At 62.3% G+C, this 15783-nt stretch carries 15 protein-coding genes; 10 read left to right on the forward strand and 5 right to left on the reverse strand.

Translation table 11 applies throughout. The features are described from left to right. Positions 1-683 (reverse strand): ammonium transporter (locus VKR55_RS32125; RefSeq protein WP_414642515.1); only part of this gene is annotated, 683 nt, incomplete at its 3' end. A 431-nt stretch (positions 684-1114) separates the two neighbouring features. Beyond that, positions 1115-2350: an MFS transporter gene (locus tag VKR55_RS32130; protein WP_324409425.1), complete on the reverse strand. Its 1236-nt coding sequence runs from the start codon at positions 2348-2350 to the stop codon at positions 1115-1117. A 168-nt stretch (positions 2351-2518) separates the two neighbouring features. Between VKR55_RS32130 and VKR55_RS32135 the strand changes: the two genes are divergently transcribed. From VKR55_RS32135 to VKR55_RS32155, 5 genes are all read left to right on the forward strand, one after another. After that, positions 2519-3061 (forward strand): TetR/AcrR family transcriptional regulator, encoded by a 543-nt coding sequence (locus VKR55_RS32135; protein ID WP_324409426.1) that lies wholly within the window; start codon positions 2519-2521, stop codon positions 3059-3061. A gap of 175 nt (positions 3062-3236) precedes the next feature. Continuing rightward, positions 3237-4409 carry a M14 family metallopeptidase gene (locus VKR55_RS32140; RefSeq protein WP_324409427.1) on the forward strand — a complete coding sequence of 391 codons (1173 nt, stop codon included), beginning with the start codon at positions 3237-3239 and terminating at the stop codon, positions 4407-4409. Between the two features lie 863 nt (positions 4410-5272). Further along, positions 5273-6304, forward strand: coding sequence for a hypothetical protein (locus VKR55_RS32145; protein ID WP_324409428.1), 1032 nt, complete (start codon positions 5273-5275; stop codon positions 6302-6304). 83 nt (positions 6305-6387) lie between these two features. Then, a complete protein-coding gene (locus tag VKR55_RS32150) occupies positions 6388-6588 on the forward strand; it encodes an ABC transporter substrate binding protein (RefSeq protein ID WP_324409429.1) in 201 nt (66 codons plus the stop codon). Positions 6589-6792: 204 nt separating this feature from the next. Beyond that, positions 6793-7605, forward strand: a complete 813-nt coding sequence (locus tag VKR55_RS32155) for an MBL fold metallo-hydrolase (protein ID WP_324409430.1) — start codon at positions 6793-6795, stop codon at positions 7603-7605. Between the two features lie 824 nt (positions 7606-8429). Here VKR55_RS32155 and VKR55_RS32160 read toward each other — a convergent pair. Together VKR55_RS32160 and VKR55_RS32165 are read right to left on the reverse strand one after the other, a co-directional pair. Beyond that, the gene (locus tag VKR55_RS32160) at positions 8430-9803 is read right to left on the reverse strand and encodes a PleD family two-component system response regulator (protein WP_324409431.1); all 1374 of its coding nucleotides are present in this window, start codon (positions 9801-9803) and stop codon (positions 8430-8432) included. A gap of 10 nt (positions 9804-9813) precedes the next feature. Beyond that, positions 9814-10179 carry a response regulator gene (locus tag VKR55_RS32165; RefSeq protein WP_324409432.1) on the reverse strand — a complete coding sequence of 122 codons (366 nt, stop codon included), beginning with the start codon at positions 10177-10179 and terminating at the stop codon, positions 9814-9816. Positions 10180-10407: 228 nt separating this feature from the next. Between VKR55_RS32165 and VKR55_RS32170 the strand changes: the two genes are divergently transcribed. Next, positions 10408-10707, forward strand: coding sequence for a DUF3572 domain-containing protein (locus VKR55_RS32170; RefSeq protein WP_324409433.1), 300 nt, complete (start codon positions 10408-10410; stop codon positions 10705-10707). Then, positions 10704-12002, forward strand: a complete 1299-nt coding sequence (locus VKR55_RS32175; RefSeq protein ID WP_324409434.1) for a DNA polymerase IV — start codon at positions 10704-10706, stop codon at positions 12000-12002. The genes VKR55_RS32170 and VKR55_RS32175 overlap by 4 nt, the downstream gene beginning before the upstream one ends. A 137-nt stretch (positions 12003-12139) precedes the next feature. Here VKR55_RS32175 and VKR55_RS32180 read toward each other — a convergent pair whose 3' ends face one another. After that, positions 12140-12985, reverse strand: a complete 846-nt coding sequence (locus VKR55_RS32180) for a cell envelope integrity EipB family protein (RefSeq protein ID WP_324409435.1) — start codon at positions 12983-12985, stop codon at positions 12140-12142. A 226-nt stretch (positions 12986-13211) separates the two neighbouring features. Here VKR55_RS32180 and VKR55_RS32185 point away from each other — a divergent pair, with 226 nt between their 5' ends. From VKR55_RS32185 to VKR55_RS32195, 3 genes are all read left to right on the forward strand, one after another. Beyond that, positions 13212-13679, forward strand: a complete 468-nt coding sequence (locus tag VKR55_RS32185; protein ID WP_324409436.1) for a RidA family protein — start codon at positions 13212-13214, stop codon at positions 13677-13679. A gap of 11 nt (positions 13680-13690) precedes the next feature. Continuing rightward, on the forward strand, positions 13691-14443 hold the full coding sequence (locus VKR55_RS32190; RefSeq protein ID WP_324409437.1) for a glycerophosphodiester phosphodiesterase family protein: 753 nt from the start codon (positions 13691-13693) through the stop codon (positions 14441-14443). Positions 14444-14514: 71 nt separating this feature from the next. After that, entirely contained in the window at positions 14515-15753 is a 1239-nt protein-coding gene (locus tag VKR55_RS32195) for a GNAT family N-acetyltransferase (protein ID WP_324409438.1), read from the forward strand. The last annotated feature ends 30 nt before the right edge of the window (positions 15754-15783 follow it).

The raw sequence follows: 15783 nt of genomic DNA on the forward strand, positions 1-15783 counted from the left end.
GCATTGATGTGCACCACGGTGCCGCCGGCGAAATCGAGCACGCCCCAGTCGCCGAGGAAGCCGCCGCCCCACACCCAGTGGGCAATCGGCGCGTAGACGATCAGCGACCACAGGCCCATGAACCACATCATCGCCGAGAATTTCATGCGCTCGGCGAACGCGCCCGCGATCAGCGCCGGTGTGATGATGGCGAACGTCATCTGGAAGCAGATATAGACCGCTTCCGGAATGGTCGCCGCGAGCGGATTGGGATTGCCGATGCCGCCCTTGCCGATGTCGCTCAGGATATCCTTGAGGAACATGCGATCGAGGCCGCCGATGAACGGCGTGCCGGCGCGGAACGCGAGGCTATAGGTCAAGGCCGCGAACAGGATGGTGACGAGGCAGGTGACGGCGAAGCTCGTCATCACGGTGTCGCCGACGTTCTTCTTGCGCACCATGCCGCCGTAGAACAGCCCGAGACCCGGTACGGTCATCATCAAGACCAGCGCGACTGATGTGAGCATCCACGCGGTGTCGCCGGAATTGGGCGTGCACTTCTCGAGGATCTTGCCGCCGCAGGCGGGCGGGGCTGCATCCTCGGCGAACGCGGTGCCGCCCAGCGCGAACCAGACGAGCGCAATTCCCAATAGAACAAACAGGCATGTCACGAGCCTTCGGCGCGCGAACGGACTCATCTGCATTGTCGACCTCCAATTCCCCTGTTTTTTGCAGTGACTTCTAGTGACCCCTCAAGTGAAGCGTTGAACTTGCTGTGGCTGAACGGAAAACGAAGCGCGGCGCACGGGTGTGCAACGGTTGACACGAGACAAATTTTCGGAGGCTCGGCGCGGCAGTGAAGCCGTCGAGTGGTGTCGGCTGGACAGGCGTGGCGACGATCAGCCTCATGGCCATCGGCCTTTCCCTGGTCTCCCCGCTTCCCAAGGTTGGAAAACGTCGGCGACGCCTTCCATTTCGTGATTAGAAGGTGTTCAAGATTCGTGCCATGGATGAAACGTCGCCAAGCCGCTGAATCGGCGTCAATTTGGCTTACCCGACACGACAGCAATGCTGACTATTGCTACCTAACGTAGCAAGGTACGATCAAAAAATGGGCAGGCCTCTCGGTGAGAGATTACGCCGTGCGAAGCACTGGGGGTGCTGCGGTGGGACGGATTAGCGCGAAAGCGACCTGGGTGACGCCGGCCGAAAGGCCGACGGCGACGCCGATGCGCCAGGCCAGATCGTAGGAGCCGAGCCTATCGTAGATCAGCCCGCCGCCGAAGGCGCCGACGAAGCTGCCGACCTGATGGCTCATGAAAGCTAGTCCCTGGATCATCGCCTGCCATTGCAGGCCGAACAGTTCAGCGACCGCGCCGGCGACGAGCGGGCCCACGCCGAGCCAGAGGAAGCCCATGAAGGCGCCGAACACCAACGTGCTCGCCGGCGTTGGCGGCATCATGAAATAGGCCGCGAGCACCAGCGAACGCGTGATGTAGATGCCGCCAAGCAGCGCGAGCTTGTTCCAGCGGCCGCCGGCCCAGCCGAAGAACAGGCTGCCGAGCACGTTGAAGCCGCCGATCACGCCGAGCGTCTGCGCGCTCAGCATCGGGTCCATGCCGCAGATCTGAAGATAGGACGGCAGATGCGTGGTGATGAAGACGAGCTGCATGCCGCAGACGAAGTAGGCGCAGGTCATCACCACGAAGGAGGCATTGCCGAACGCCTTCGATACGGCAGCCGCAGCCGAATTGTTGCCGAGCTGGTCGGTCGACGGCTTCGGCAGCGAGATGGCGTCGACCCGGCCGGCAAACCACGCCGCCGGCAGCATCGCGAGCGCCAGCACAACGAAGCCAATCAGCCCTGCCCGCCAGCCGAGATCTTCCGCAAGCACCTGCCCGATCGGCGCCGACAGCAGCGCGCCGAGCGAGCCCGCCCCGGAGACGATGCCGAGCACGGTGGAGCGCACCGTCTCCGGCACCGCGCGTGTGGCAACCGACATGGCAATCGCCGCCGCGGTGCAGGCGAGCGAGGTGCCGATCAGAACACCTCCGCCGATCATGACGGAGAGGAAGCCGTGCGCATCGGCCATCAGGATCAGGCCGGCGATGTAGAGGATGCTGCCTGCGATCATTACCACCCGAAAGCCATAGCGGACCGTCCAGGCGCCGGCGAGCGGCTGCAAGAATCCCCAGGCGAGGTTCTGCACGGCAATCGCGAGCGTGAATTCGGAAACGGAGATGCCGACATCGCGCGTCAGGGGCTGCATGAAGATGCCGAGCGATTGCCGCAAGCCCATGCTCAACGTCAGCATCAGCGAGGCGCCGATCAGGATCGGCAGGCCGGGGCGAAGGGTCTTGAGGAGCGGCATGGTTGTTGGTCTTCCTTGTTCCGGTCGCTTTTCTTCGGCCCGCGACCAGCCTGGCGCCTTGATTACACAGGTCTGTGTAATTAGAATGGAGGCGATCCCGATAGTCAAGCCTGAAGTAAACAGGTCTGTGTAATGCCGTCAGCCGGAAAATCTGTCGAAAAGATCGACATGAAGGAGCGGATTCTGCAGACCGCGGACCGGCTGTTCTATCTCGAGGGCATCCGTGCCATCGGCGTCGACACCATCGCGGCCGAGATCGGCATCAGTAAGCGCACGCTCTATAACCACTTCCCGTCAAAGGAGAGCCTGATCAACGCCTATCTGCAGCGCCGCTTCGTGGTGGCGCGGCCGTCGGAGAAAGCGCCCGCCGACCAGATCATGAGCTATTTCGATGCGCTGGAGCGGCGCTTTTCGGGGAAGGATTTCCGCGGCTGCCCGTTCGTCAACGCGGTTGCCGAGATGGGTGCGAAGGACCGCGCGGTGAAGAAGATCGCGATCGCCTTCAAGGAAGCCCGCCGCCAGTGGTTCCGCGCGCTGCTGGTCGAGCTCGGCGTCAAGGAGGCGGATGCGCTCGCCACGCAACTTCAGCTTCTGGTGGACGGCTCGATCGCGCTCGACCTCGTGCGCGACGACCCCGCGATGGCGCGCGCCGCAAAGGATGCCGCGCGGGCACTTCTGGAGAATGCCGGGGTCAAGGTCGGCGCCGGCTGACGCACACGCCAATGGCTAGGGCGTGGCCTCTTTAGCGCGCAGCCATCCCGAAAGCAGACTTACTGTGCTCACTTTGAGTTTGGTTGTTCATGACCCGGAGCCGACTTCCTGGTTGAATTTGTGATAGCCTTTGTCCGGCTCGGGGTAAGGACACCTAACGAGAAAGGTCTCCGCGATGTCTAACGATCAGGGACCGGACAGCCTTAATCGCCGCCACTTCATGGTCACCGCAATCGGTGCCTCAGCTGCGCTTGCGGCCAGCGCTGCCCCGCCGAGTACGCGGGCAGCAACTTCATCACGAGGAACCGCTTTTACCGGAGACACGATAGACGGAAAGAAGATCGTCAGCGCGCTCGACATCAACGATCTAGAGCCCGGCAAGAAGCACCTTTTGTATTTTCAGGGCGTTGAGATGCCAACCGGACAGCACTGGTATGTGTCTGTGATGGTCGCCAAAGGAGCAAAACCGGGCAAGCGCGGCGTCCTGACCAGTGGCGTGCATGGCGACGAGGTGAGTTCTGTGCATACGGTCCAGACCGTGATGAGCCAACTCGACCCGGCGCAGATGTCGGGCACGGTGATGGCGGTCACGGACGTGTCCCGCCCGGCCCTGGAAAGCATGCAGCGCAGATGGCCCAACCAGGGCAGAGGCATCGATCTGATTGATATGAATCGGGAGTGGCCCGGGAACGAGAACGGCGCCACCGCACCCAGCCGACACGCTGGGCTTCTGTTCAATCGGCTGCTGCGGCCAAACGCCGACTTCGCGATCGATTTCCACACAGGGACAACCGGATTCGAAGTCACCGCGTTCAATATTGGCGGCATGGATGTGCCCGAGGTCAAGGCGATGGTGGAGCTCTATCCCGTCGGCCAGATCTTCGACAATCATGTATATCCCGGTGTCCTGCACAACGCGTTTATGGACGTGGGCATCCCGTCCTTCACGCCGGAAATCGGCGCTGCGCGCGTCCTGGACCCCGAGATGATCCCGCTCTTCGTGGAAGGCACAATGAACGTCCTCAAGCATCACGGCATCGTTGCCGGGCCAATGGGACGTACAGGCAAGGACGTGAGTGTCTTTGTCGGCAACAGCGCGCACCCGATCCTGGCCACCGCGGGCGGTCTCGTTGAGCATCTGGTCAAACTCAACGACAAGGTCACAACCGGACAGAAGGTTGCCATCCAGCGCGATAGCTTCGGTGAGGTGGTTGCGGAATATATAAGCGACGTGACCGGAGAGGTAACGGGCCAGCGCAGCGATGCAATGTCCGAGCCGGGCAATCCCTTGGTATTCATCCTTTTCAACAAGCCAGGGCCGGAGGACGTTCAGGTCTATCCCGAGTAGTGCCGCATTGACCTCAAGGCCGGTGACGCGATTTTCACTGGTGTCCGTTCACGAGGCTCACTCGTCCTTGGTCAATGTCTCCCACTGGCCCTTCCGCGACCTCCGGAGGTGTCTGCCGTTCCGCCGCCGTCGGGCGACAAGCACACATCCAGCGAACGGACCAAAGCCGCGGGGAGATCCGCGATCCCTTGTTATCCGACGCCGATCGATTTTATCGAGGAGGCTCGCCCTTTTCCGCGGAAGAGTTCTCCGACCTCCATCCGGTGGTCCTCAACCTCGCGCGGACCTTGCGCCATCATTAAGCGCTCGGGCTTGGCCGTGGGATGTCCGCGAGTGGTCCAAATGTATGGACCGGCCGGGATTGGGCGACGTATAGCGCGGTGTATCCTTAGTTCCTGGGCCTTGATTTGGTTGTGAGTTCCACGCTCGCTCTTGATGCGATTCGCGATGGGGAGTGGTAGGTCACCGATTGGTAGGCCCAATCTTTTCGACGACTCGTGCGTGTCATGGCGTTGTCATCCTGGACGCGCAGGAGATGTATGTCCTTGCTGTGGTCACCCAAAAAGACGGAAGCGGCAAGAGCACGCTGGCGGTCGGAATTGCAGTCGCAGCGATGGGGAACGGGGAGCTGGGCTCAACCGTCGATTTGCTTTCGTCCTCAATCAGACGCCACCGAAGCTGCAACGTCGCTCAATTCGCTCGGGGTGCTTGCGCTTCCCTATGTTGGACAGCGCAGTGACCCCCAGGACGCGCTTGGGCAGGATTGGGCGTGACCGAGTTTGCACAAGAGGGAAGAGCCTCGGAGGAAGTTCCTGAGCTGTGGCGCTGGGTCTTGAAAAAGCTTGTCGAGGGGTCGTTAGATCATGAGCCACACGCAAAAAAGGCGGCGTGCCAGCCATACGCGCTGTGCGCGACGCTCGCTGGTGGAGCTTACCGCGGCAGCAAGCCGAGCCGTTGACGATCGCCTGTTTGTGTTATCCAGCGGGATTGCTGCTTCCAATCCGCGATTGGAGCACACAGGCGAGAAGACGCCTGATCAAACAATCCTTGCAAGGCAAGCGACGGCTCAGAGTCCCGTTGCGGTGCTTGAATCTCGGAATGCGGCGGCGCCGCGCAAGGACGAACTCCTGGATTCCGACACTACCACCGAGATGACGGTGAAGATTGCCAAGCACTATCAAAACAGAGCTTTTGAAAACATCAAAGCCAACCTGGATGCTGCGTTGGACCATGCAAAGGACCTCCTAGAGACACGGGTGGGAGGCGAAGCGTCGGCGAAAGACATCGGCGGTTTCAGTCTTGAAAGCAATTTTTTGACCGTTCTCAAAGAAGCCGCAACGGAGTTCCGAGCGGATGCGGCCGAATTGATTGTGCAGAAGGAACCAGCCGACAGCACAGGGCAGCCGCAACCGCGATACATGCGGCGGCTCACTGACGAGGCGGTCAGATTGCTGGACGATCTTCGGAGCGGCAAGCTGGAGAATCAGGCGAACTTCATCCTGAGCGAATGCTTCAGAGAAGCCGCCAGCGCGTTCTCTATGATCAATCAGCAGCTCAAGCGCGACGGCTATGCCGCGAGCATTGATCCATCAATCTTCATCTGGCTTGCCAATATCACCGAACCGGAGACGAGCGACACCGGGACCATGCGGCTTGAGATCGTACCTAACCACCGAGGTCGTCCGAGCACGTACGCGCGCCAGGTCGCTCAATTCATCTGGCACCTTGTCGAGGGGCAGGGCTGCCGGCGACAGGCCGCATATCGGGGGGCGCTCACGAAGTTCAGCATAAGCGCGAGTTTCGCCGAGAAGGCCTATGCCTTTTGGGAGCCGATCTTCAAACGGGCGGGACCGCACGTGAAGATGCTGACCCGCATTTCAGATCCAGAAATGTAAAGCTAAGCAGCGCGGGCATTTGGCGTCCGATTTGACTGAGGCCGAGAACCCGGCGAGGACCGCCCGGCAACTTCGTCCGAGCTTTGGACGAAGAGGACGCTGACGTTGGGGCCGCTCCTGCATGGCCCATGATTGCGCTGATAAGGGCCGGAGCGAAACCGGCTGATCTGCCGGTGCAGACGCCGACCAAGTACGAGCTGGTGGTCAATCTGAAAACCGCCAAGGCGCTCGGCCTCGATCCGCCGGCATCGGTGCTCATCCGCGCGGACGAAGTGATCGAATAGGGTTTGCTCTGATGCGATGCATGAGTTTGGAAATGGCCCTTCTGCGACCTCCGGACACGTCCGCTGGTGACGTCGCTATTGGGGGGCAAGCAGACATCAGGCGTGCCAGACCTAAGCACACCGATTTATGAGCACTCGGTCTGGTTCATGATCCGCGGATTCGTCTAACATGCGACCGGCTGTCAGCGACCAAACGGGAAGATCATGCCTTTGTTCATCTGCTCGACTTGCGGGACGCAATATCCGCCCTCCGACGCGCCGCCGGCGAGCTGCCCGATCTGCACCGACGAACGGCAGTACGTGCCGGCTTCAGGCCAATCCTGGACCACGCTGGAGCGGCTCAAGACCACGCACAGCAACAAGTTCCGCCGCCTCGCTCCGGGGCTCACCACCATCGAGACCACGCCCGCGTTCGGCATCGGCGAGCGCGCGATGCTGGTGCAGACGGGCGCCGGCAACGTGCTCTGGGACTGCATCGCGTTGATCGATGAGGCGACCATCGATCTCGTGAAAGGCATGGGCGGCATCACCGCCATCGCGATCTCCCACCCGCACTACTACACCACGATGGTTGAATGGAGCCGCGCGTTTGGCGGCGTACCGATCTATCTGCACGCGGCCGATCGCGAATGGGTGATGCGCGCGGACTCGTCCGTGCAGTTCTGGGATAGCGACACCAGGCCGATCGCACCCGGCCTCACACTCGTGCGGCTCGGCGGGCATTTTGCCGGCGGCACCGTGCTGCACTGGGCGGACTGGGACGATGGCCGCGGCGTCGTGCTCTCGGGCGACGTCCTGCAGGTGGTCCCCAGCGGGCATGTCAGCTTCATGTGGTCATACCCGAACCTGATCCCGCTCTCCGCCGCCAAGGTGTTGCGCATCGCCGAGCGCCTCGAGCCCTTCGCATTCGATGCGGTCTACGGCGCATTCTCGGGCCGCGGGCAGATCGACACGAATGGCAAAGAGGTGGTCGCGGCCTCGGTCGCACGCTACGTCGCGCGGATCAGCGAGGCGTAGCTGCATTTCGAAGCGACGTGCGATCGCCGCCGTACGTTTCTGCTCCGCGTGGTTCGACATCCTGCGGACCTCGCATCGCATCCTGCTCGACGGGCAATTCTCACATATCCGTCATGCGCAAATTGCCCGTCGTGTTACTTTGTCGCACCATTCCTGTATTGCGTAAATCGGCAAATCAGAAATACATTCCGCGCCAGCCCACCTCGCCACGAGGGACGTTACGGCCAATCGTCACGAACGTGAGGCGGGTTGCGATGGACGCGGATGGTGCGCAAGGACGAAGCGTGCAGGATGCGTTCGACAAAGCCGCGTGGTCCCGACACCCCGATGCTGGTGTCAACCCTTGGGTATGATCCCGGGGGGACGGTGACTAGAAAAGCCCGGTACGCCGAGGAGAGCGCGGAATAAGTCGGAAAACATCGCGCGGGGAATGCCGGAGTGTGTTCGGTTGTACCTGTGACTGCTCGTGTGCGTTTTTTTTGCGCATTTGCTGCACACGAGGCGACGGGTGCAACGGCACCCGGCATTCCCCGCGCCCTCGTGATTTTCGAGGGACACGAACGATGCATCACTCGGGCATTTCACGCCGCGGGAACGCAGTTGCTCGTCATTGCGAGCGAAGCGAAGCAATCCAGACTATTTCCGCGGATGCAGTCTGGATTGCTTCGTCGCTTCGCTCCTCGCAATGACGCAGAAGCGGAAGTTTAAAATTTGAACCGGAACCGTAGGGTGGGCAAAGCGAAGCGTGCCCACCATTTCACAGCGATTGTATCGAAGGATGGTGGGCACGGCGCTGGCGCGCCTTTGCCCACCCTACGCAATCATCACGCGGCCTGCGCGACCACGCGGTTGCGGCCGTCGTGCTTGGCGCGGTAGAGGGCGGTGTCGGCGCGCTTGAGCACATCGCTGACGGCCTCGCCTTTGCGCTCGAGCACGGAGATGCCGATCGAGATCGTGACCTCGATGCGCTTCGTCCCCTTGTGGATCGCAAATGGCTCGCCCGCTATGCCACGGCGCAAGCGCTCGGCGATCATGCCCGCGACATGCAGATCGGTCTCCGGCATCACGATCACGAACTCCTCGCCGCCATAGCGGCAGGCGAGATCGATGCCGCGGATCGATTTGCGGATGCGGACCGCGAATTCGCGCAAGACATCGTCGCCGGCGTCGTGGCCGTAATTGTCGTTGATCGACTTGAAATAGTCGATGTCGAGCATCATCAGTGCGAGTGGCTTGCCGCGGTGCGAGGCCTGCTCGGCCAGGGTCGCGAGATGGCTCTCCATGTAGCGGCGGTTGTGCAGCCCGGTCAGCGCGTCCGTGATCGCCATCTCGATCGAGTTCTGCACGTTGTCGCGCAGGTCGTCGGCATAGCGGCGCTTCTTGATCTGGGTGCGAGCGCGGGCCAGGAGCTCGTTCTTGTCGAGCGGGCGCAGCAGGTAGTCGTTGACGCCGATCTCGAGTCCGCGGAGGAGACGCGCATTGTTGTCGGCCTCCGCGATCGCAAGAATCGGCACGTGGCGGGTGCGCTCCAGCGAGCGCGCCTGGCTGCACAGCCGAAGTCCGTCGAAATTGTCGAGATCGAGCGAGACGATCAGCAAATCATAATTGCCCTCGGCGGCGTGAAACAAGGCTTCGGCCGGATTGGGCTCGACGTCGACGGTGTGCTCGGCGGCGAGCATCGGCGCCAGCCGCTCATGGGACGAGGGCCGGTCGTCGACCAGGAGGATGCGTCCGCCCTTGCCGGTATCGTTGACCGCGCTGCGCTCGGGCGCCTGCACGCCGATCTCAAGCGAGGTGATCGCGCGCATGCGCAGCTCGTCGGTCATCATCTTCAGCCGCGTCAGGGAGCGCACGCGGGCGATCAGGACGAGGTCGGAGACCGGCTTGGTGAGGAAATCGTCGGCGCCGGCCTCAAGTCCCCGGACGCGGTCGGCGGGGCTGTCGAGCGCGGTCACCATCACGACCGGAATGAAATGCGTCGCCGGATCGGACTTCAGGCGGCGGCAGACCTCGAAGCCGTCCATGTCCGGCATCATGACGTCGAGCAGGATGATGTCGCATTCCGCGCGCCGGCAGATCTGCAGCGCCTCCACGCCGTTGGAGGCGGTCAGCACGTCGAAATATTCGGCCGACAGGCGGGCTTCCAGAAGCTTTACGTTGGCGGGGACGTCGTCGACAACCAGGATACGCGCGGACACAACAAAACTCCTACCCAATAAATCGACGAACGGTCTCGATGAATTTGCCGACGGAAATCGGTTTGGACAGATACGCCTCGCAGCCGCCCTCGCGGATGCGCTCTTCGTCGCCCTTCATGGCGAAGGCCGTGACCGCAACCACCGGAATGGCGCGCAGCTCAGGATCGTCCTTGATCCAGCGCGTCACTTCGAGGCCGGACACCTGCGGCAACTGGATGTCCATCAGCACGAGATCGGGACGCATCTTGCGGACGAGGTTGAGCGCCTCGTGGCCGTTGGAGGTGCCCGAGGTTTGATAGCCGTGCGCTTCCAACAGGTCGCGAAACAGCTTCATGTTCAGTTCGTTGTCCTCGACGATCAGGACGGTTTTTGCCATCCCGTCCCTCCCATCCCTTGTGCTACAGGCCGGATTAAAAGTGCTTTTAAGCGCCAAGCATTTGCGCCGACAGGTAAATTCAAACTAGCGCCAGATTCGCTCTAACCCGTTAAGCGCGCCTTTTAACTTCCACCAAGTGGTTTCCGCTTGCTTGAACCCATTTCAAAGACTCGGGCATGATGGTTTTCAAATTAGAGACCATAAGTTAACGGAAAGGCAAATGGACGCTTGAAAAAGCCTGTTCAAAACCCCCGGGAAGTCGCTGAAATCGTTGCGATTCAGGCCCTGAACTTCATCGCGGCCGATCCCGAGCGGCTGGGCCTGTTCCTGGCCGAAACCGGAATCGGGCCGGACACCTTGCGGACGTCAGCGGCCGAGCCGCGCTTTCTCGCCAGCGTGCTCGATTTTGTACTGCGCGATGATGCCACCGTGAAGGCGTTCGCGAAGGCCTCCGAGCTGCATCCGACCAATATCGCAGCGGCGCGCCAGGTCCTCGGCGATCCGCATTGGGAGCGCGACGTGCCGTGAGCGCATCTGCGCCAGCGCAAGGCAAGGCGACCTGCTTTTGCCGGGACTGTCTGGCCGATCTCGATTTCAAGGCGCGCCGTTGCAGCCATTGCGGCTCGCCGCGGCTGGTGCGGCATCACGCCTTGCCCGCGCTGTCGCTCGCGCATATCGACTGCGACGCGTTCTACGCTACCGTCGAGAAGCGCGACAACCCTGATATCGCCGACAAGCCCGTGATCATCGGCGGCGGCAAGCGCGGCGTGGTGTCCGCCGCCTGTTACATCGCCCGCACCTATGGCGTGCGCTCGGCGATGCCGATGTTCAAGGCGCTCGCGCTGTGCCCGCAGGCTGTCGTGATCGGACCCGACATGGCGAAATATGTCCGCGTCGGCCGCGAGGTGCGCCAGGCGATGCTGGCGCTGACGCCGCTGGTCGAGCCGCTCTCGATCGACGAGGCCTTCCTCGACCTCAAGGGCACCGAGCGTGTGCACGGCATGATGGCGGCCAAGGTGCTCGCGAAATTCGCGCGCGAGGTCGAGGCCGGGATCGGCATCACGGTCTCTGTCGGGCTTTCCGTGAACAAGTTTTTGGCCAAGATCGCCTCGGACCTCGACAAACCCCGCGGCTTTGCCGTTCTTGATCAGGACGAAGCGCGCGTGATGCTCGCCGACAAGCCGGTCGGCTTCATCTTCGGCGTCGGGCCGGCGACGCAGGAAAGGCTTGCGGCGCGCGGCTTTCGCATCATCGCCGATCTGCAGCGCGCCGACGAAATCGAGCTGATGAGGCAGTTTCCGACCGAGGGGCGCAGGCTCTGGCGGCTCGCGCGCGGCGTCGACGACCGGCAGGTGGTCGCGGACCGCGGCGCAAAGACGATCTCGAGCGAAACGACGTTCGAGAACGACATCCGCGATTTTGCAACGCTGGAGAGATTATTGTGGCGACTGTCGGAGAAGGTGTCTGCGCGGCTGAAGAATGCCGAGCTCGCGGGTTGCACCATCACGCTGAAGCTGAAGACCGCCGATTTCCGCCAGCGCACCCGCTCGCAATCGATTGCTGCCCCAACGCAACTCGCTGCCAAGATCTTTGCGGTGTCGCGCGACATGCTGGCGAAGGAAATCGACGGTACCGCCTTCCGCCTGATGGGCACCGGCGTCAGCGCGCTCCGGCCGGGCTCACACGCCGACGACACCGACATGCTCGACCGCCGCGCGGCGCATGCCGAGCGCGCCATGGACGACCTGCGGAAGAAGTTCGGACAGGGCGTCGTGATCCGCGGGATTGCGTATGATGGTCCGGAGAAGGCGGAGGAAGCGTGAACACCGTCATTGCGAGCGAAGCAAAGCAATCCAGAGAACTCGGCCTCGGACGCAGACTGGATTGCTTCGTCGCGGAGCCTGTCATCGGGCCGCGCTTCGCGCGGACCCGTTGGCTCCTCGCAATGACGAAAAAGTCGTCACTTGCAGGACTTCATGTCCTTGACGTCGAATTTGCCGAGCGCGCCGGCAATGACGAAGTCGTTATAGTCCAGCACGAGCTTGCGCGACACGCCGTTCTCGTAGAGCTCGAACGACATCGCATAGACCGGGGTCTGCTCGCCCTCCTTCGCCTTGGCGTCACGATCGTAGTAGCTGACCGTCACCGGCCAGCGCGTCAGCGACTTCATCTGCTCGTTGGTGGTGGAAGGATCAGGGGAGTTGACCTCCTTCGTGCCCGGGATCGGCTGGCCGATCACGGTCAGCGTGTTGTAGACCTTCTCGCCGTTGTCCGAGCCGTCATAGACGGTCAGCTCCAGCAGCGACTTGCCTTCCTTGGCGGCGGCGATGATGCGCTGGATCTGCTCGGTCGGGAACACGGTCGAGCCGTCGAGCGTGAACGTCTTGGTTTCCGGCTGCTTCAGCTTGACGGTGATATGGTCGCCGTTGCGCTCGGCCATGCCGTCGACCGAAGTCGGGTCGCCATTGTTGGTGCGCGCATCGACCTTGAAGCGGTAGCTCTTGCCCTGGCCATCTTCCCACGAGCTCGATTGCAGATCGCTCAGCATGATCTTGCCTTCGCCGACCTCGAGCTCGGAAACCTGGCGGAATTCGCTGGTGTAGCCTTCACAGACATTGCCGGAGAAATTGTAGAGGATGCGGCCGCGCGCGCTATTGACTGCATTCGAGCCCCGCGACTTCACGAGACTGAGGTCATAGAGCGCCTGATGCGGCAGGAACGGCACGGCAGCGGCGGCCTTCGCCGGCCCGCACACGACAGCAACAAAAGCCAGCGACGCAATCGAAATCCGGAGCGCGCGATCCATGAGCTACCTTCTGGGATGGGGAAGATTGCGCAGATTAATGACCGTCCCATTGCGTCGCAACTGGGGCCGCTTCACAGAGAAGTGCTAATTTGCGGCAGATGAACGTTCCATTCATCGAACGCCCGGATTTCGCGCAGCTTTGCTTGCATGTCCCGCCGCTATGCGCGAAACAGACGACCTCATTAAATTTTCGTCAGAATCCGACAAGCAGAACCGGGGGCCGAACATGGCAGGCGCGATCGAACAGAAGCTGGCATCATTGGGCATCAGGCTGCATGCAGCCCCCGCTCCTGTCGCCAATTATGTCGGCTTTGTCCGGACCGGAAATCTGCTGTTCGTGTCCGGCCAGGTCTGCTTCGACCCGCTGGGCAAGCTGATCGCCAAGGGCAAGCTCGGTGCTGGCGTCAGCATCGAACAGGGCCAGTTGGCCGCACGCGGCTGCGGCATCAATCTGCTCGCGCAGGTCAAGGCCGCGCTCGGCGATCTCGACAAGGTCGTCCGCGTGGTGCGGCTCGGCGGCTTCATCAATTCGGCGCCCGATTTCCTCGACGGGCCGAAGGTCCTGAACGGCGCATCCGATTTGATGGTGGAAGTATTCGGCGATAAGGGCCGCCACGCCCGCACCACCGTCGGCGTTGCTTCGCTCCCGGCCGATGCATCCGTTGAGGTCGAAGGCACGTTCGAAGTCGCCTAAAGGCAATGCTGATGCGCGCTCCAGAATGGCTGACGGCGCGGCCGGTCGCCCATCGCGGCCTGCACGATATTTCGCGCGGGATCGTGGAGAACATGCCGGCAGCGGCGCAAGCCGCGATTGCAGGCAATTTCGCCATCGAATGCGACATCCAGCTCACCGCCGATGGCGAGGCGATGGTGCATCATGACGACGAGCTCGGCCGCCTCACCGAAGGCAGCGGCGCGTTGCTCACGAAGACCGCTGCGGAGCTGAAAGCGGTGCGCTTCAAGGATACCACCGAACCGATGATGACGCTGACCGATCTCTGCAATCTCGTCGCCGGCCGAGTGCCGCTGGTGATCGAGGTGAAGAGCCATTTTGACGGCGATCGCAAGCTCGTGAAGCGGATGGCCGAGGTGTTGTCAGCCTACAAAGGCTACGCGGTCGGAATGTCCTTCGATCCCGACCAGGTGATCGCATTGCGCGAGCTGATCCCCTCGCGGCCGCGCGGCATCGTCGCCGAGCATGATTACACGGCGGAAGACTGGCCGGACGCCTCGCCCGCCCAGCGGCACGGGATGACGCATCTCCGCCACTTCTTCCGGACGCAGCCGGATTTCGTGGCTTACTGGGTCAATGAGCTGCCATCGCTGGCGCCATGGCTGGCGCGCAACCTGTTCCGCTGCTCGTTGCTCGGCTGGACCGTTCGCACGCCGGAACAGCGCGCCCGCGCCACGCGCCACGCGGATCAGATGATCTTTGAGGGCTTTGTGCCGGGACGCTGATGCGCATGCGCGGGCCCTTGAAGTCCTGTGTGCAATGCACGATGTTTGGGGCGGACCAGCAAAGAGCCTTGATGGATTCTGCCGAAATCACCCTCGAAGCGGTGCCCTCCGCCGGCGACGTTCCGGTTGAGGATTGGGATGCCTGCGCCAATCCGGTGCCCGATCCGAACAGCCTTAGCGCCCTCGACACGCTGGCGGCGGCAAGTTCCTGCGCGCCTTCAAAGGCTTACTACAATCCCTTTATTTCGCATGCATTTTTCTCCGCCGCCGAGCAATCGGGCTCCGCCATCGCGCGCACGGGCTGGGGAGCGCGGCACCTGATCGCGAAAATCGACGACAGGATCGTGGGCATCGTGCCCTGTTACCTGAAATCGCATTCGCAAGGCGAATACGTGTTCGACCGCGGCTGGGCCGACGCCTATGAGCGGGCGGGCGGGCGCTATTATCCGAAGCTGCAATGCTCGGTTCCCTTCACGCCGGCAACCGGCCCTCGCCTGTTGATCCGCGGCGACGCCGATCGCGAGCAGATCGGCTCGGCGCTTGCGAGCGGCCTCGTGGCGTTGTGCGGCGTCAGCAAGACCTCATCCGTGCACGTGACATTCGCCCGCGAGGCCGAATACAAGTTGCTTGCAGAGCATGGCTTCCTGCAGCGGACCGACCAGCAGTTTCACTGGCACAACCAGGATTTTGCAACCTTCGATGATTTCCTTGGCACCCTCAATTCGCGCCACCGCAAAGGGATCAAGCGCGAGCGCCGCGAGGCCGTCGCCTCCGGCATCTCCATTCACTGGCTGACCGGCAAGGACATCACGGAAGATGCCTGGGACGCGTTCTTCGCCTTCTACATGGAGACCGGCTCGCGCAAATGGGGTCGGCCTTACCTCACACGAAAATTCTTCTCGCTGATCGGCGAGAACATGAGCCGCGACGTGCTGCTGGTGATGGCCAAGCGCAACGGCCGCTGGATCGCGGGCGCGATCAACTTCATCGGCTCAGATACGCTGTTCGGCCGCAACTGGGGCGCGATCGAGCATCATCCGTTCCTGCATTTCGAGGTCTGCTACTACCAGGCCATCGACTTCGCGATCCAGCACAAGCTGCAAGTCGTCGAGGCCGGCGCGCAGGGCGAGCACAAGCTCGCGCGCGGATATCTGCCGCACACCACCTACTCCGCGCATTATATCGCCGATCCCGGCCTGCGCCGCGCGATCGCCGATTATCTCAAGCGCGAGCGCGCCTATGTCGCCGAAGCCGGCCGCGAGCTCAGCGAGCTCGGCCCGTTCCGGAAAGTCGCCGACGAGGCGCCTTGACCTCTGCGCGGGCGCCGTGTGAGGTGGAGA

Origin of the sequence: Bradyrhizobium sp., from assembly GCF_035309285.1 — a bacterium.
Taxonomy (GTDB): Bacteria; Pseudomonadota; Alphaproteobacteria; order Rhizobiales; family Xanthobacteraceae; genus Bradyrhizobium.